We start from the raw sequence: 14,906 nt of genomic DNA on the forward strand, positions 1-14,906 counted from the left end.
AACGGCTGAGGGCCGCCCTATCAGCTGCCGGGCGGCGGCGGTGGCATCACAGTAAAGAGGTGCGCAAGTTCGGTCACATCCTCGGCGGTCATCCAGCCATCCTGCCCTTGGGTCCAGACCATGCTGGCGCGGGTCAGGGTCCCGTCGCTGACCTTGCGGCCCATGGCCGCCTTGGAAAAGGGGCCGCTGACCTGACCGTTTTCGGCGATATGCCAGACATGTTCGACGGGTGGAGGTGGTGGTGGCGCGGCGGCAGCCTGCGGTTGCGCGACCGGCCCCCATGGCCCCATCGTGTTGCCCATCTGCATCCCGAGACCGGCGCCCATGCCCATTCCCATCGCCTGACCAGCGGCGGACCCTTCGGCCGCCATCGCCTCTGCCGCCTTATACTTCAGATGCTCGTCCAGATTGCCCGCGATCCCGCGCGAGGTGCGCGCATCCAGCGCCTTTTCCACCGCAGGCGGCAGGCTGATGTTTTCGACGTAAAGTTCCGGCAGCGACAGGCCATAGTTTTTCAGAGTCGGATCAATCGCTTCGGCCACCAGCTTGCCCAGATCGGCGGTATTGGCCGCCATGTCGAGCGCGGGAATGCCGGACGCCGCTAGCGCGCGGCTGAATTCCTGCACGATGATGTTGCGGATCTGATAGCTGATTTCATCCATGGTGAATTCGCCATCGGTGCCCACGATTTCACGCAGGAACACCGCCGGATCGGCAACGCGCACCGTATAGGTGCCGAAGGCGCGCAGGCGCGTGGGACCAAACTCGGGATCGCGCAGCATGATCGGGTTCTTGGTGCCCCATTTGAGGTTGGAAAACCGGGTGGTGTTGACGAAATAGACTTCCGATTTGAACGGGCTTTTGAACCCGTGATCCCAGTGCTGCAGACTGGTCATCACCGGCATGTTGTTGGTTTCCAGCATGTAAAGGCCGGGGGTGAAGACATCCGCCAATTGCCCTTCATGCACGAAGACGGCGGCCTGCCCTTCGCGCACCGTCAGCTTGGCACCATATTTGATCTCATGGCCATGCCGCTCGAACCGCCAGACCATCGTGTCGCGTGTGTTGTCGGTCCAATGGATGACGTCAATGAACTGGCCGGACAGAAAGTTGAAAACAGACATAGGCTTTCTCCCTTGTAAATGGTGACTTAGCTGGGCCCCGACGCCATCAGTTCCCGTGCGATCTGGCGCACGATCGGGGCGGCGGTGGCGGGGTCCATGCCGGTTTGCAAGCGTGGATCATAAAGCATGCGCAAGAGTAATTCATCATGCCGCGTCAGCAAGGCGAATTCTTCGCTGTCGTTAAAGATCGACGGGCGGGCGGCGTCGCTGTCATTGGGCAGGCCCATTCCCTGCGCCAGTTCCTCGTGGATGCAGGCGGCGCGGATCAGGCTGGGATGTTCGGCGCGGATCACCACAACCGCCTGCGCATAGGCGGATTGCCCGGGTTCGAACACGGCTGCCACAAGGCATAGCTGATCGCGGGGCAGGGTGACAATGCCACGCAAGGTCGCCTCGGAAATATCCGGCACCAAAGCGCGCAGGCGGGATGCGGCACCGCGCCGGTCGTCTTCATCCAGAAACAGGACGTGGAAATTGGGGGTTTGGTCGGTCTGCCGGATCGGCACCCCGGTCAACCGCGCCAGCCGCGCGGCAAAGGCCGAAACGCTGGTGCGGTCCTGATCGCGCTGCGCCAAGGGCACGCTGTCGCTGAAGCTGACCTGCATGCGGATCGGCTGTTCCCAGCGGTGCAGCGTCGTCTGGCTGCCCTGCTGGACACGGAAATCGCTGTTATCGGCATATTCCGTTGTCAGTGCGATCTGCATGAAATTGTGCGCCAGCATCGTATCGGTGAAGGGTGTATCCGCGCCGCCGCCGTCACTGCGCAACAGGTTTTGCGTCAGCATCTGGGCCTGCAGACGCGCATAAAACGCCGCCATGTCGCGGCTGGCCGCGCTGGGCTGGGTCACAACAGGCAGGTCAGGCGGCGCAGGCACGGCGCGGGCGGCGGGCGGTGCCACAGATGTTTCTGGCGGCGGTGCCGGTTCGCACCCCGCCAGAACGCCTGCCGCAACGGCAAGCACCGCGAAAAGCGGCGATTGTCGCAGATTTTGCAAACTACTCGATGCCTGCCGCTGTGCCGATCACATCGCCGGTGCCGGATTTGCGCGACCGCGCCGCAGAGAGGGTCTGTTTCAGTTCGCTTTCCATCTTTTGCATCTCGACCTCGGCCTCGGCGCGTTTGCGTTTGCCTTCATCGGCGATTTCAAGGCTTTCGTTGATCGTGGCGATCAGGTTCTCATTGGCCGCCTTGACCGCGTTGATATCGAACACACCGCGTTCCATTTCGGTGCGGATCACCTTGTTTGCGTCGCGCAGGTTCTGCGCATTGGCGGTCAGCAATTCATTGGTCAGATCCGTGGCAGATCGTACCGCCTGCGCCGCTTCGGCAGAGCGTTGGATCGTCACCGCCTGCGCCAGTTGCGTTTCCCAAAGTGGGACGGTGTTCACCAGCGTCGAATTGATCTTGGTCACCAGCGATTTGTCGTTTTCCTGCACCAGCCGGATCGACGGCAGCGATTGCATCGTCACCTGACGGGTCAGTTTGAGATCATGCACCCGGCGTTCCAGATCATCGCGGGCAGAGCGGATATCGCGCAATTCCTGCGCTTTCATCATCGCCGCATCCTCGGGCGCGGCTTCAACCTCGGCCTCTTTCGCGGGGATTGTGGTGGCGTCCAGATCGGCGATCTTGGCCTCGCCCGCCGCGATGTAAAGCCCAAGCTCGTGATAGAATTCGAGCGTCTTTTCATACAGCATATCAAGGCTTTCGATATCCTTGAGCAGCACATGTTCATGCTTGAGCAGATCATCGGTGATATTGTCGATCTGGCCCTGCACCTCTTCGAAGCGCGCGGTGAACCGGGCGATGGGTGCGGCACGGCCCAGCAGTTTTTCCCACCAGCTACGGTCACGGCGCACATCCAGTTCGGACACCGAAAACCCCCGGATCGTCGATACCATATTGCGCAGGCTGTCACCGGCGGGGCCGACATCCTTGTTGCGCACACCGGCCAGCATGCTCTGGCTGATCTGTTGCAGATCGGTCTGCGCGGATGACCCGAAGGACACGATCGAATTGGTGTCGCCGATGTTGATCTCGGCCATGCGGCGGGTGATTTCGGCCTTGGTCGGCGCATCGGCGGATTCCAGCGGGACCAGTTCGCGTGACGGGTCGGACAGCATGACGGTGGTGACTTTCTCGACCTCGGCCAAGGCCTCGGTCGCTTTTTGACGGGTAGCTTCGGACATCAGTCGTTCCTTTTCATTTTCAAACTCACACCTTCGCGCTGCAAACGGTCGCGCAGCACGTTGATCTCGATATCCATATCAGAACGATCTTCCAGCAGCATCTTTTCGGTGCGTGCGGCAAAGTTTTCTTCTAGATCGTCCAGCAAGGCCTCGTATTTCGCGCGGGCCTGCGCGTCGCTGGTGCGGCGGTAAATTTCGGCGAACTTGGTCGTCGCGTCGCGCGCACCCATCAGATAAACGCCCAGATAGCGCCGCACACCCGACAGATCGCGGGGGTCCTGTTCCACCGTGGCGATCATCCTGCGCGCCACGCGTTGAAACCCTGATACCCTTTCGATCAGGCGGCGGTCGTTCAGGCTGGCAATTTCCGTGGTCATCCGTGTCAGATGCGCCTCTGCCTCATCCACCACGCGGGCGACGCGGTCCTGCTGGAACCGGTCCAGACCTTCCATCTTTTTATCCGACAAGGGATCGATGCCAAAGGCCGCCACATGCAGCGCCAGTGCCGCCACACCATACAGCGCCGATTCCACCACGCCACTGTCCCCGGTATAGGCCGCCAGCGCGATTCCGATGCCGGTCAGTGCCGATGCGAGCATCTTGCGCGGCAGGGCAGGGCGGCGCGCGACCTTGCGCGCGTCATAGGCGGCCTCGGCGCGCAAACCCTCCTGCAACAGCCAGACTGCCAGCGTCAGCACCGCGGCTCCGGCAAGGGCAGTGACCAGTGTCGCAGGTCCCGCGCCAAGCGAGGTAAATACCAGAATGACAGGTGGCACATACAAAAGGCCCCCGCGCGACCCTGCTTTTTTGATCCGCACCGGATCAACCGCCGCATCGCGCGGATCGTTCGCCGCCCCGCCGGGGCTGAATTTGCCACCGAATTTGCGGGCCATCAGGAGGCCCCCAGCCATCCGGTCGTGACACCGAACATCAGCACGACCAACACGATATAGGAAATCCGTCGAAAGGGGGCAGGCATCGGGTCAGGGTCCTTTTCTGCGGCACTGCCCGTGAAGGCACGCAACGCCCCCATCACGGCAAGAACCCCCACCGCAAGGACGGCAAGAAAGCTCAGCAGCAGGATCATGCGTAACATGGGCGGATACTCCGGTCTTCGTCCTTACCCAGATAAGGGGCATCGCCACCATTTGCGAGAGTTTTGCACCAAATCCCTGACTGAAATGCTCAACCGGGCCGTTTTTTCCCTGCGACCGGGCGGTTCACCGGGCGGCGCACGCGTGTCGGGCCGGGTTTGGCGGCATCCTTGCCCAGATCCTTGTCAGTCAGGCCCAATTGGTCGCGCACGACGCGGCCCTTGACCTCTTCCACGGCGCCTTGTTCCAGATTGCCGAGCTGGAACGGGCCATAGCTGACACGGATCAGACGGTTCACAGTGACGCCGATCGCCTCCATCGCGCGGCGTATTTCGCGGTTCTTGCCTTCGCGCAGGCTGACGGTCAGCCAGGCATTGGCACCCTGCTGACGGTCGAAGGTCACGATCATCGGCTGATAGCGGATGCCATCCACCGTGATGCCCGCGCGCAATTGTTCCAGCCGCGCCTCGCTGACCGATCCGTTGATCCGCACGCGATACCGGCGCAGCCAGCCGGTGCTGGGCAGTTCCAGCCGCCGCTTGACGCCGCCGTCATTGGTCAAAAGCAACAGACCTTCGGAATTCAGATCGAGCCTGCCCACCGACATCACCCGCGGCATATCCGCGGGCAGGGAGGCAAAGACCGTCGCGCGGTCCTTCTCATCCCGCTCGGTCGTCACCAATCCGGCGGGTTTGTGATACAGCCAGATTCGTGGCGGTTCAGGGTCGCGCACGGCCTTGCCATCCACGACGATCCGGTCGGCGGCGGTCACATTCAGCGCCGGGCTGGTGATGACCTTGCCGTTCACGCTGACCCGGCCCTCATTGATCATGCGTTCGGCATCGCGGCGGCTGGCGATACCTGCGCGCGACAGGACTTTGGCGATCCGGTCGCCGGGGGATGTTTCATTGCTCATGCGCGCAGCCATAGCGCCTTTGATCCGCCCTTGCCAGAGATAGCGCGCAGGGTGCATCTAGCAGGCATGGTTTTTCGCTCGCATATGGACATCGCTTTGTCAGAGGCACGCGCCGCCGCCGCAAGGGGCGAGGTGCCGGTCGGGGCTGTGATCGTGCGCGCAGGTGAAATCATCGCACAGGCCGGCAACCGCACGCGGGAACTGCACGACCCCACTGCCCATGCCGAAATGCTGGTGATCCGCGCCGCCTGTGCCGCGCTCGGGCAGGAACGGCTGACCGGCTGCGATCTCTATGTCACGCTCGAACCCTGCCCGATGTGCGCAGCCGCGATCAGCAATGCGCGCATCGCCCGGCTTTACTACGGTGCCGCCGACCCGAAATCCGGCGGCGTGGCGCAGGGCCCGCGCATCTTCAGCCATCCGCAATGCCATCACAGACCAGAAATCTATGACGGGATCGCCATCACTGAGGCCGAAACGTTGCTGCGCGATTTCTTTGCCGTGAAACGCTAGATTTCGATCGTTTCCATCACGTCCGGTGTCAGGACATTCACACCGGGCAGCGTATCGACCAGCGGCTGCGCTGATTGCGCGAGGATCGGGAACGTTTTGTAGTGGCACGGAATCACTGTCGTGAAGTTGAAGTACCGCTTTGCCGCATAGGCGGCACGGTCCATATCCATTGTATAATGCCCGCCGCAACACAGGATGCCGATGTCAGGTTTGTGATAATCACCCATCCAGTCCATATCGGCCATGATGTCGGTGTCGCCGCTGGCATAGATCGTATGCCCTTCGCCACTGATCATCAAACCCGCCTCGCCCCCGGCATAGCGCAGGGTATCGCCTTCGAAATCCACGCTGGATGAATGACTGGCGTTCACCATCGTCACTTTGACATCATCGAGCGCGATTGTGCCGCCTTTGCCGAAACCGTTGACGGTCACGCCGTCGCGGTCTTCCCACATGGTGGCCAGTTCATGGATGCAGAAAACCGGAATACCCAGGCTTTTGGCGATGTCCAGGGCGTTTGCGGCATGATCCCCGTGCCCATGGGTCAGAAAGATATGGGTGGCATCGTGCAATGCCTCATCGCGCCGGTCTTTGGGAAACACCGGGTTGCCGTCGATCCATGGGTCGATCAACAGCACCTTATCGGCGATTGCGATCTTGAAACCGGAATGTCCTAGCCAGGTGATTTTCATCTTGCTCTCTCTTATGTTCACTTCAAGATAGGGTCTGGGACCGAGGGTGCAAGATGGACTGGCATAGCCACATAAACGCCTATTGCGAAAGGCTCGACGCCGGTTTCTGGTCCGAGCCGATCAATGCGATCACCAATCTGGCTTTTATCATCGCCGCCATCTGGGTCTGGCCGCGCACCAAGGGCCTGCCACTGGCGCAAGCCCTGACCGCGATCCTGTTTACCATCGGTCTGGGCAGTTTCCTGTTTCACACCTTTGCCACGCCCTGGGCCGCGCTGATGGATGTGGTGCCTATCGGGGCGTTCATCCTGCTTTACCTTTTTGCCGTGCATCGCGATATCATCGGTCTGGGCCGCTGGGGGGCGCTTGGCGCAACGGCGCTGTTCTTCCCTTTTGCCGCTATTGCCGTGCCTTTGCTGAACATACTGCCGTTCTTTCATATCTCGGGGTTCTATTGGACCGTTCCGATCCTGCTGCTGATCTACGGGCTGGCGCTGAACAAAATCCCCGGCATCAGGCGGGGATTTCTGACAGGGGCCGCCATCCTTGCGGTTTCCATCACGGCACGATCACTGGATGAAACGCTGTGCAATGTCCTGCCATTCGGCACGCATTTCCTGTGGCATATCCTGAACGGGGTGATGTTGGGCTATATGATCCTTGTTTACTGCCGCCATATGCTTGCGGGTGCCGCACGGGGGCGCTAAACGCAAACCGCAGATGAACCGGAGAAGCGCCCATGTCGATTGATACCGAAACCGCCCGCCGCGTGGCGAAACTTGCCCGGATCGCGGTGCCAGAGGAGGCGCTGCCCGCGCTCGCCTCTGAATTCAGCGCGATCCTCGGTTTCATCGGACAATTGAACGAAGTCGACGTGACAGGCGTCGAACCGATGACATCGGTCACCCCGCAACGCCTCAAACGCCGCGCCGATGTCGTGACTGACGGCAACCAGCAGGCCGCCGTCCTGAAGAATGCGCCCGACGCGCGTGAAGGATTTTTTGCCGTGCCAAAGGTGGTTGAATAATGTCCGATCTGACCAAACTGACCATCGCCGCCGCCCGTGACGCCATGCGCAAGGGCGACACCACCAGCACAGAGATCACGCAGGCCTGCCTGACCGCGATCGACAGCGCCGCCGCCTTGGGTGCTTTCGTGCATAAAACCCCCGATATCGCGCTGGCGCAGGCGCAGGCCGCAGATGTGCGGATCAAGGCAGGCGATGCACCTGCGATGTGCGGCATCCCGCTTGGTATCAAGGATCTGTTCTGCACCAAAGGCGTGCCTTCGCAGGCCGCGTCGCGCATTCTGGAAGGGTTCAAGCCGGAATATGAATCCACCGTTACCACCCAGTTGTTCGACGCCGGTGCCGTGATGCTGGGCAAGCTGAACATGGACGAATTCGCCATGGGGTCGTCCAACGAAACCTCTGTCTATGGTAATGCGATCAACCCCTGGAAGGTCGATGATCGCGCCCTGACGCCGGGCGGATCATCCGGCGGATCAGCCAGTGCCGTGGCCGCCGACCTTTGCCTTGCCGCGACCGGCACCGATACCGGCGGATCGATCCGACAGCCTGCCGCCTTTACCGGCATCACCGGGCTGAAGCCCACCTATGGGCGCGTGTCGCGCTGGGGGATCGTCGCGTTCGCCTCTTCTCTCGATCAGGCGGGGCCGATGACCAAGGACGTGCGCGATGCGGCGATCATGTTGCAGGCGATGTGCGGCCATGACCCCAAGGACAGCACGAGCGCCGATCTCGCCGTGCCGGATTTCGAGGCGGCCCTGACCGGCGATATCAAAGGCAAGACCATCGGGATTCCGCGCGAATACCGCCTTGACGGGATGCCTGCCGAGATTGCGAAGCTGTGGGATGATGGCACTGCCATGCTGAAAGACGCAGGCGCCAAGATCGTGGATATCAGCCTGCCGCACACGAAATACGCGCTGCCCGCATATTATGTGATCGCCCCAGCCGAGGCATCGTCCAACCTTGCCCGTTATGACGGCGTGCGTTTCGGGCACCGCGCAAAGCTGAATGCAGGCGACGGCATCACGCAGATGTACGAAAACACCCGCGCCGAAGGCTTCGGGGCAGAGGTGCAGCGCCGCGTCATGGTGGGGACCTATGTGCTGTCGGCGGGCTTCTACGACGCCTATTACAACCGCGCGCGCAAGGTGCGGACACTGATCAAGCGCGATTTCGACGATGCCTTTGCCGCCGGTGTCGATGCGATCCTGACACCTGCCACCCCCTCTGCCGCGTTCGGCATCGGGGAAATGGCCGATGCCGACCCGATCAAGATGTATCTTAACGATGTGTTTACAGTCACCGTCAACCTTGCCGGTTTGCCCGGCATCGCCGTGCCCACCGGACGCGATGCGCAGGGACTGCCATTGGGGCTGCAACTGATTGGCAGACCCTGGGAAGAGGCGGAATTGCTCAATGTCGCCTATTGCCTTGAAAACGCGGCTGGCTTTATAGCCAAACCTGCGAAGTGGTGGTAGTTTCTTTGGAATCTATGTCAGTCAGATGGATATGCTGCGAATGAAAAATGGACCGATTCTGCTGGTGGGTGCGCTTCTTCTGGCGGCCTGCACCGATACTGACTATCGCCAGCGCGGCGTGGGATTCGATGACCGGTCGTTCGAGATGGAACGCGCCCGGCGCGAGGCTGCCTTGTCAGGTCCGTCAGGCGCATTCACCCCGCCCGCGCCGGTGCAGACCATGCCCACCGGCGGCGCGATTTCCGCAAGCGAACTTTCGGCGGCAGGGATCGGCGGCACCGGTATCGGTGGCGCAGGCGGCGGCATGATCGGCACTCCCCCGCCCGCGCCGACGGGCAGCAATACGGGCATTTCCGACGAACAAAGCTTTGACGCCGTCGCCGGGCGCGAAACGATCGAAAGCGACGCGCAGCGCCGTCAGGCCCAGATCGCCGCGCAACAGCAGGTGGCGCCGCAGCCCTTGCCCGACCGTCCTGTAGCGACCGGCCCGAATATCGTGGAATATGCGCTGAACGCGCCCAACGTCAAAGGGCAGGCGTGGTACAGCCGGTCCATGCTGTCCGGTCAGTCCCGGTTCCAGCGCAATTGCGCCGCCTATGCCACTGCCGATGACGCGCAGCGCGATTTTCTGGCGCGCGGCGGGCCGGAACGTGACCGTCTGGGCCTTGATCCCGATGGTGACGGCTTTGCCTGTGGCTGGGACCCGGCCCCGTTCCAGCGGGCCGTGCGCAACTGAGACTGACGACACTGCCCTCCCCCAATTGCGGGCCGCGCCGGAATGGCGCGCGCCCCAATATGGTGGTGATCCACTATACCGCGATGGCGTCGGCTGCCGCTGCCTGTGACGCGCTTTGCAACCCTGACAGACAGGTGTCCGCCCATTATGTGATCGCCGAGGATGGCAGCGTCACGGCGCTCGTCCCTGAAGAGTCGCGCGCCTGGCATGCAGGTGCCGGGCGTTGGGGGGCGGTGATGGATGTGAACAGCCATTCCATCGGGATCGAGCTGGCGAATACGGGCGCGACCCCCTTTGCTGCGCCTTTGATGGATACGCTCTGCACGCTGTTGGGCGGGATCATGGACCGTTGGTCGATCCACCCGGCACGCGTCATCGGCCATTCCGACATGGCACCGGGGCGCAAGATCGATCCCGGCCCGCGTTTTGACTGGCGCAGGCTGGCGCTGATGGGCCTGTCGGTCTGGCCCGAGGCGCGGCAGGCAGAGCTGGATGACTTTGCCCCCATGATGCGCGCCTTTGGCTATACCGCCACCGATGACCCCAATCTGCTGCTGAATGTTTTCCGCAGCCGGTTCCGGCCTTGGGCGCGGGGGCCGCTTGATGCCACCGATGCAGGGCTGATCACTGACCTCGCCCGCCGTTTCCCCGTTGACGCGGGCGGCAGCGCTGACTAACTGGCGCTTGCGCGGATGGCTGGATGGCTGCGGTCCCGGACTTGATCCGGGGTCGAGGAAAGTCCGGACTCCACAAAGCACGGTGCCGGGTAATGCCCGGCGGGGGCAACCCCAGGGAAAGCGCCACAGAGAACAGACTACCCTCTATACGGGGGAAAAGGTGAAACGGTGGGGTAAGAGCCCACCGCGCGATGGGCAACCAGAGCGGCAAGGCAAGCCCCACCGGGAGCAATGCCAAATAGGGACCGCGTGCGGTGTTGATCCCAAGGGATATCAACCGCAGGGAGGCTTGAACCCGAGCGGTCCGGGTTGGCAGCTAGAGGGCGTCTGGCAACAGGCGCTCCAGATGAATGGTCATCCATCCGGGGCAACCCGGGGGACAGAATCCGGCTTACAGGCCATCCGTGCAAATGACCTGTTTCGCCCCACTATGGATTGTGCCGGGCGCGCGTCTTTCCTAGTGTCGCGGCGAATGAAGCAATCAGCAAGGGCCGGACCATGGGCACATATCACGCAAAATCCCAACATGTCATCGCGGATGAAGACGCGCTGCGCGCGCTGTTTCCGCCGGTTCATACGCTGGCAAAGCTGAAATGCCTTGATCATCTTGACCGCCACGCGCGGGATTTCATCGCGCGCGCCCCATTTTTATGCGTCGGCACTCAAGGCGCTGATGGCACCGCCGATGTCAGCCCGCGTGGCGACCCCGCCGGTTTCGTCGCGGTGCTGGATGATCACACGCTGGCGATCCCGGACCGGCCGGGGAATAACCGGCTCGATACCTTGTCCAACATCATCGCCAACCCCAATGTCGGGGTGTTGTTCATGATTCCGGGGTTCGACGACACATTGCGCGTGAACGGGCAGGCCAGTCTGGTCACCGATCCCGATTTGCTGGCCTGCATGGCAATGCATGACCGCGCGCCCCGGCTGGCCATCGTCCTGCGCGTGCAAGAGGTGTTCCTGCATTGCGCCAAGGCGTTCCGCCGGTCCCGCCTGTGGGACCCCGCAACGCTGCAGGACCGTGCAGAGATGCCATCGCTGATGCAGATCATTCACGACCAGATCGGCAGCGCGCCGGACCCTGACGTCGATACGCGTAAAATGGATCAGGATCTGGAAAAGGCCTATAAGGATTCGATGTATTGATGGCCCTTGGGCGGGGGAATGCCTGCGCCATGCGGCGTCCTGCAACTTCCGCCATAACAAATCCCCGTTTGCGGTTGACTCGGTGCCGCTTCACGGTAAAAGGCAGCTTCAACGATATCACCGTGGGCCCAGCCCCGCGAAGCCGGAGAAGTGAAACATGGCGAAGCCAACCACGATCAAAATCCGCCTGAACTCCACCGCGGGGACCGGGCATTTCTACGTGACAAAGAAAAACGCACGCACGATGACCGAAAAGATGGCGATCAAAAAATATGATCCCGTCGTGCGCAAGCATGTCGAATACAAAGAAGGCAAGATCAAGTAAGCAATCTTGTGACCCGTTTCGGGACAGTGAAAAGGCCGCGCACCAGCGCGGTCTTTTGCGTTCAATAAGGTGTCGTTGCCGGATCGCCAGCCAGTGTGGTGTAGCGCCTTGTGCCATCGGTCCGGTCCAGATGCAGCACCCGGTCATGATCGGGATAGATGACCTGATCCCGCGCGGCCCTTGTGCCGACGACCAGATAGGTGGCATCCGCGGAGGACCTGTTTTCCAGATAATGTCCCACCGGCACACCCGCCTTGAAACAGGCGGCATCGCCGGGCCGCAGCGGCGTCTGATCGGGGCCTTCATGCACGATCACCTCGCCCGACAGCATATAGATCATCTCATCCTCGTGCAGATGCCAGTGGCAAATGGATGACATCGATCCTGGCGGCAGCGTTTCGGTGAACGCGCCGAATTGCGTCAGCCCGCCGGTGTCGCTGAACAGCCGCGCGGTGAACTTGCCCAGCACGGGGTGGGGGATCGCTGGCTGATCCGGTTTCGCGTCTTCTGCCTTGATCACCGGCATGATGGCGCTTTCCTTGTCGCGCTATCGGGAACGAAAAAGGGGCCGGTGTTGCCACCAGCCCCTGTATTTCTATCGGTCAGGCCGAACTTAGTCGCGGCTGCCGAACAATTGCAGCAGGAACATGAACATGTTGATAAAGTTCAGGTACAGGCTCAACGCGCCCATGATTGCCGATTTGCCCAGCCATTCGCTGTCACCCTGCGCGGCATGTGCGATGTAGTCAGACTTGATACGCTGCGTGTCATAGGCGGTCAGGCCCGCAAAGATCAGCACACCCAGGATCGAGATGGCGAACATGATCGCCGGCGATTGCAGAAAGATGTTCACGATCATCGCGACGATGATGCCGATCAGGCCCATCATCAGGAATGTGCCCCAGGCGGACAGGTCTTTCTTGGTGGTGTAGCCGTACAGGCTGAGGCCCGCGAAGGCGATCGAGGTGATCAGGAAGATCTGCGCGATCGACATGCCGGTGAAAGCAACGAAGATCCACGAGATCGACAGACCCATCACCGCCGCGAAGGCATAAAAGAAGGTCTGCGCCGCAGCCGCCGAGAACCGGTTGATCATTGCACCGAAGCCAAAGATCATTGCCAGCGGCGCGAACATCACGATCCAGCCCAGAATATTGGGTTGCAATGTGATCGGATCACGGAAGATTGCCAGCAGGCCGGGCGCTGTGCCAACGGCCCATGCGACGGCGAAGGTGATCAGCATGCCCACGGACATCGTGCCGTAGACCTTGTTCATGTGGGCACGCAAACCTGCGTCGATATTGGCCGTGCGGACCCCACCGGCCGTGCGAATTGTCTCGTATTGAGCCATGTTTTCCTCCAGTTATAGACAGTGGCGCCACCATTCGGCATCCTTGGGGTGTATATTGGCAGGCTGACCCGAAGATTCAAGGCTTTATGGGCCTTTCCGGGTTATTTCCGATGTCTTTGCGCCGGAATGTCGCACGGCTGTTATCTGCGCGTTACATGCGCCAATGACGCGGCACGTCCCAAAGCGGTTTCTCCGCCTCGCGCAGGGCATCCTGCCGGGTGATACCGATATCGTCCAGCAGATGCGGGTCCAGATCGCGCAGGTCGCGGCGTTGCCGGGCCAGACCGATCATCTGCATGACCCGCCGCCAAAGCGATGGACGTGTGGCGGGCAGGGCGCAGGCATGTGTTGTACTGGTCATTGTATCGACTTTCGTGATGTGTTGCGTCTTTCGTATCTTGATGCTTGATGTTTACGCTGCGGCAATACATTATGAAAATGAATGTTTGATGAATGAAACATCAGGAATATTGATATGGCGCGAAATCTGGACCTGACCGCCTTGCGGTCCTTTGTGGCGGTGGCCGATACCGGCGGCGTGACCAAGGCGGCGGGGCTGTTGCACCTGACCCAATCAGCCGTGTCGATGCAGCTGAAACGTCTTGAGGAATCGCTGGACGCGCAATTGCTGGACCGGTCGTCGCGCACCATCGCGCTGACGTCGCAGGGGGAACATCTGCTGTCCTATGCGCGGCGGATGCTGATCCTGAACGATGAAATCTACGGCAAACTGACATCCGTCGCCTATGAGGGCGAGGTCACGCTGGGCGTGCCGCATGACATCATCTATCCGGTCATCCCCGAGGTGCTGCGCCGCTTTGCCGCCGCCTATCCGCGGATGCGCGTGCAATTGTCGTCGTCATTCACCAGCCAGTTGCTGGATGAATTCCGGCGCGGCGCGCTGGACATGATCCTGACCACCGAGGACAGCGTGGGGCAGGGCGGTGAAACGCTCGCCGCTATTCCGCTTGTCTGGCTTGGCGCACCGGGCGGGCAGGTCTGGAAACAGCGCCCCTTGCGGCTGGCGTTCGAGCATCGCTGCATTTTCCGCAAATTCGTGCAGCGGCGGCTGGACGAGGCGGGCATCCCCTGGGAAATGGCCGTTGAAAGCCATTCAAGCCGCACGATCGAAGCATCCGTCAGCGCCGATCTGGCGGTCCATACGATGCTGGCCGGGGCAGAGCCGCGCCATTTCGAACGTATCCACCACGGCGGGGCATTGCCGGAATTGCGCGCCTTCAATGTCAATCTTTATCATGCCGATCTGGACGGCAGCCCGGTGATCGCCGATCTGGCGGGGTTCATCCGCGACGGGTTCTATACGCAAAGCACGCCGGTCATGGCACAATAACCACCTTGCCGGTCGACGCACGGCTGCGCATCAGGTCCAACGCTTCATCCGCGCGGGCCAGCGGCAGGACATGGCTGATATGGGGGCGCAGCCGCCCTTCCGCCAGCCAGCCCAGTAATTCAGCCAGACTGTCGGATAAGACTTCAGGCCGGAATTTCAGATACCCGCCCCAGTAGAAACCGATCACGTCGATATTTTTGACCAGCAGGATATTCGCGGGCACCTGCGGGATATCACCACTGGCAAAGCCGATCACGATCACCCGCGCCTCTGGCTTGCA

At 61.4% G+C, this 14,906-nt stretch carries 20 protein-coding genes and 1 other RNA gene; 10 read left to right on the top strand and 11 right to left on the bottom strand.

Annotation, left to right across the window (positions count from 1 at the left end; genetic code table 11):
- Window positions 1-20: 20 nt before the first annotated feature.
- From ACK4TM_RS09135 to ACK4TM_RS09160, 6 genes are all read right to left on the bottom strand, one after another.
- Entirely contained in the window at window positions 21-1,124 is a 1,104-nt protein-coding gene (locus tag ACK4TM_RS09135; protein ID WP_409700047.1) for an SPFH domain-containing protein, read from the bottom strand.
- A 26-nt stretch (window positions 1,125-1,150) separates the two neighbouring features.
- Window positions 1,151-2,110, bottom strand: a complete 960-nt coding sequence (locus tag ACK4TM_RS09140; RefSeq protein ID WP_409700105.1) for a DUF2927 domain-containing protein — start codon at window positions 2,108-2,110, stop codon at window positions 1,151-1,153.
- A gap of 10 nt (window positions 2,111-2,120) precedes the next feature.
- Window positions 2,121-3,314: a toxic anion resistance protein gene (locus tag ACK4TM_RS09145; RefSeq protein ID WP_409700050.1), complete on the bottom strand. Its 1,194-nt coding sequence runs from the start codon at window positions 3,312-3,314 to the stop codon at window positions 2,121-2,123.
- Window positions 3,314-4,207, bottom strand: coding sequence for a 5-bromo-4-chloroindolyl phosphate hydrolysis family protein (locus ACK4TM_RS09150; RefSeq protein ID WP_409700053.1), 894 nt, complete (start codon window positions 4,205-4,207; stop codon window positions 3,314-3,316). Before ACK4TM_RS09150 ends, ACK4TM_RS09145 begins: the two co-directional genes overlap by 1 nt.
- A complete protein-coding gene (locus ACK4TM_RS09155; protein ID WP_409700056.1) occupies window positions 4,207-4,410 on the bottom strand; it encodes a hypothetical protein in 204 nt (67 codons plus the stop codon). Before ACK4TM_RS09155 ends, ACK4TM_RS09150 begins: the two co-directional genes overlap by 1 nt.
- Before the next feature lie 89 nt (window positions 4,411-4,499).
- The gene (locus tag ACK4TM_RS09160) at window positions 4,500-5,324 is read right to left on the bottom strand and encodes a pseudouridine synthase (protein ID WP_409700059.1); all 825 of its coding nucleotides are present in this window, start codon (window positions 5,322-5,324) and stop codon (window positions 4,500-4,502) included.
- 66 nt (window positions 5,325-5,390) lie between these two features.
- On the opposite strand from ACK4TM_RS09160, the gene ACK4TM_RS09165 reads away from it, so the two are divergent.
- On the top strand, window positions 5,391-5,837 hold the full coding sequence (locus ACK4TM_RS09165; protein ID WP_409700062.1) for a nucleoside deaminase: 447 nt from the start codon (window positions 5,391-5,393) through the stop codon (window positions 5,835-5,837).
- Here ACK4TM_RS09165 and ACK4TM_RS09170 read toward each other — a convergent pair.
- Window positions 5,834-6,529, bottom strand: coding sequence for a metal-dependent hydrolase (locus ACK4TM_RS09170; protein ID WP_409700065.1), 696 nt, complete (start codon window positions 6,527-6,529; stop codon window positions 5,834-5,836). The two genes, ACK4TM_RS09165 and ACK4TM_RS09170, sit on opposite strands and share 4 nt — an antisense overlap.
- A gap of 53 nt (window positions 6,530-6,582) precedes the next feature.
- Between ACK4TM_RS09170 and ACK4TM_RS09175 the strand changes: the two genes are divergently transcribed.
- The 8 genes from ACK4TM_RS09175 to rpmG all read left to right on the top strand — a co-directional run bounded on the left by ACK4TM_RS09175 (window position 6,583) and on the right by rpmG (window position 11,924).
- A complete protein-coding gene (locus tag ACK4TM_RS09175) occupies window positions 6,583-7,236 on the top strand; it encodes a ceramidase domain-containing protein (protein WP_409700068.1) in 654 nt (217 codons plus the stop codon).
- A 32-nt stretch (window positions 7,237-7,268) separates the two neighbouring features.
- Complete coding sequence (gene gatC / locus ACK4TM_RS09180) at window positions 7,269-7,556, top strand: Asp-tRNA(Asn)/Glu-tRNA(Gln) amidotransferase subunit GatC (protein ID WP_409700071.1); 288 nt, start codon at window positions 7,269-7,271, stop codon at window positions 7,554-7,556.
- Complete coding sequence (gene gatA / locus ACK4TM_RS09185) at window positions 7,556-9,037, top strand: Asp-tRNA(Asn)/Glu-tRNA(Gln) amidotransferase subunit GatA (RefSeq protein WP_409700073.1); 1,482 nt, start codon at window positions 7,556-7,558, stop codon at window positions 9,035-9,037. Before gatC ends, gatA begins: the two co-directional genes overlap by 1 nt.
- A 40-nt stretch (window positions 9,038-9,077) precedes the next feature.
- Window positions 9,078-9,773, top strand: a complete 696-nt coding sequence (locus ACK4TM_RS09190) for a hypothetical protein (RefSeq protein WP_409700076.1) — start codon at window positions 9,078-9,080, stop codon at window positions 9,771-9,773.
- A 59-nt stretch (window positions 9,774-9,832) separates the two neighbouring features.
- Window positions 9,833-10,450 carry an N-acetylmuramoyl-L-alanine amidase gene (locus ACK4TM_RS09195; RefSeq protein ID WP_409700080.1) on the top strand — a complete coding sequence of 206 codons (618 nt, stop codon included), beginning with the start codon at window positions 9,833-9,835 and terminating at the stop codon, window positions 10,448-10,450.
- 11 nt (window positions 10,451-10,461) lie between these two features.
- An RNA gene (gene rnpB, locus ACK4TM_RS09200) (RNase P RNA component class A) lies at window positions 10,462-10,860 on the top strand.
- 88 nt (window positions 10,861-10,948) lie between these two features.
- Window positions 10,949-11,599: a pyridoxamine 5'-phosphate oxidase family protein gene (locus tag ACK4TM_RS09205; RefSeq protein ID WP_409700083.1), complete on the top strand. Its 651-nt coding sequence runs from the start codon at window positions 10,949-10,951 to the stop codon at window positions 11,597-11,599.
- Between the two features lie 157 nt (window positions 11,600-11,756).
- A complete protein-coding gene (gene rpmG, locus ACK4TM_RS09210) occupies window positions 11,757-11,924 on the top strand; it encodes a 50S ribosomal protein L33 (RefSeq protein WP_007204264.1) in 168 nt (55 codons plus the stop codon).
- A 61-nt stretch (window positions 11,925-11,985) separates the two neighbouring features.
- Here rpmG and ACK4TM_RS09215 read toward each other — a convergent pair whose 3' ends face one another.
- The 3 genes from ACK4TM_RS09215 to ACK4TM_RS09225 all read right to left on the bottom strand — a co-directional run bounded on the left by ACK4TM_RS09215 (window position 11,986) and on the right by ACK4TM_RS09225 (window position 13,636).
- Window positions 11,986-12,450, bottom strand: a complete 465-nt coding sequence (locus tag ACK4TM_RS09215; protein ID WP_409700087.1) for a cupin domain-containing protein — start codon at window positions 12,448-12,450, stop codon at window positions 11,986-11,988.
- Window positions 12,451-12,537: 87 nt separating this feature from the next.
- Complete coding sequence (locus tag ACK4TM_RS09220; RefSeq protein WP_409700090.1) at window positions 12,538-13,275, bottom strand: Bax inhibitor-1 family protein; 738 nt, start codon at window positions 13,273-13,275, stop codon at window positions 12,538-12,540.
- Between the two features lie 151 nt (window positions 13,276-13,426).
- Window positions 13,427-13,636 (bottom strand): DUF1127 domain-containing protein, encoded by a 210-nt coding sequence (locus ACK4TM_RS09225; RefSeq protein ID WP_409700093.1) that lies wholly within the window; start codon window positions 13,634-13,636, stop codon window positions 13,427-13,429.
- A 114-nt stretch (window positions 13,637-13,750) separates the two neighbouring features.
- Here ACK4TM_RS09225 and ACK4TM_RS09230 point away from each other — a divergent pair, with 114 nt between their 5' ends.
- Complete coding sequence (locus tag ACK4TM_RS09230) at window positions 13,751-14,626, top strand: LysR family transcriptional regulator (protein WP_409700096.1); 876 nt, start codon at window positions 13,751-13,753, stop codon at window positions 14,624-14,626.
- Here ACK4TM_RS09230 and ACK4TM_RS09235 read toward each other — a convergent pair.
- On the bottom strand, window positions 14,613-14,906 hold a 294-nt coding region (locus ACK4TM_RS09235), incomplete at its 5' end, for a zinc-binding dehydrogenase (RefSeq protein ID WP_409700099.1). The genes ACK4TM_RS09230 and ACK4TM_RS09235 overlap by 14 nt on opposite strands.

Source organism: Yoonia sp., assembly GCF_046292185.1.
Lineage (GTDB): Bacteria > Pseudomonadota > Alphaproteobacteria > Rhodobacterales > Rhodobacteraceae > Yoonia.

What these genes read in the sequence shown, in the direction of transcription:
- ACK4TM_RS09135 (WP_409700047.1), bottom strand. Translation starts at nt 1,124, where the DNA reads ATGTCTGTTTTCAACTTTCTGTCCGGCCAGTTCATTGACGTCATCCAT.
- ACK4TM_RS09145 (WP_409700050.1), bottom strand. Translation starts at nt 3,314, where the DNA reads ATGTCCGAAGCTACCCGTCAAAAAGCGACCGAGGCCTTGGCCGAGGTC.
- ACK4TM_RS09150 (WP_409700053.1), bottom strand. Translation starts at nt 4,207, where the DNA reads ATGGCCCGCAAATTCGGTGGCAAATTCAGCCCCGGCGGGGCGGCGAAC.
- ACK4TM_RS09155 (WP_409700056.1), bottom strand. Translation starts at nt 4,410, where the DNA reads ATGTTACGCATGATCCTGCTGCTGAGCTTTCTTGCCGTCCTTGCGGTG.
- ACK4TM_RS09160 (WP_409700059.1), bottom strand. Translation starts at nt 5,324, where the DNA reads ATGAGCAATGAAACATCCCCCGGCGACCGGATCGCCAAAGTCCTGTCG.
- ACK4TM_RS09165 (WP_409700062.1), top strand. Translation starts at nt 5,391, where the DNA reads ATGGTTTTTCGCTCGCATATGGACATCGCTTTGTCAGAGGCACGCGCC.
- ACK4TM_RS09170 (WP_409700065.1), bottom strand. Translation starts at nt 6,529, where the DNA reads ATGAAAATCACCTGGCTAGGACATTCCGGTTTCAAGATCGCAATCGCC.
- ACK4TM_RS09175 (WP_409700068.1), top strand. Translation starts at nt 6,583, where the DNA reads ATGGACTGGCATAGCCACATAAACGCCTATTGCGAAAGGCTCGACGCC.
- gatC (WP_409700071.1), top strand. Translation starts at nt 7,269, where the DNA reads ATGTCGATTGATACCGAAACCGCCCGCCGCGTGGCGAAACTTGCCCGG.
- gatA (WP_409700073.1), top strand. Translation starts at nt 7,556, where the DNA reads ATGTCCGATCTGACCAAACTGACCATCGCCGCCGCCCGTGACGCCATG.
- ACK4TM_RS09190 (WP_409700076.1), top strand. Translation starts at nt 9,078, where the DNA reads ATGAAAAATGGACCGATTCTGCTGGTGGGTGCGCTTCTTCTGGCGGCC.
- ACK4TM_RS09195 (WP_409700080.1), top strand. Translation starts at nt 9,833, where the DNA reads ATGGTGGTGATCCACTATACCGCGATGGCGTCGGCTGCCGCTGCCTGT.
- ACK4TM_RS09205 (WP_409700083.1), top strand. Translation starts at nt 10,949, where the DNA reads ATGGGCACATATCACGCAAAATCCCAACATGTCATCGCGGATGAAGAC.
- rpmG (WP_007204264.1), top strand. Translation starts at nt 11,757, where the DNA reads ATGGCGAAGCCAACCACGATCAAAATCCGCCTGAACTCCACCGCGGGG.
- ACK4TM_RS09215 (WP_409700087.1), bottom strand. Translation starts at nt 12,450, where the DNA reads ATGCCGGTGATCAAGGCAGAAGACGCGAAACCGGATCAGCCAGCGATC.
- ACK4TM_RS09220 (WP_409700090.1), bottom strand. Translation starts at nt 13,275, where the DNA reads ATGGCTCAATACGAGACAATTCGCACGGCCGGTGGGGTCCGCACGGCC.
- ACK4TM_RS09225 (WP_409700093.1), bottom strand. Translation starts at nt 13,636, where the DNA reads ATGACCAGTACAACACATGCCTGCGCCCTGCCCGCCACACGTCCATCG.
- ACK4TM_RS09230 (WP_409700096.1), top strand. Translation starts at nt 13,751, where the DNA reads ATGGCGCGAAATCTGGACCTGACCGCCTTGCGGTCCTTTGTGGCGGTG.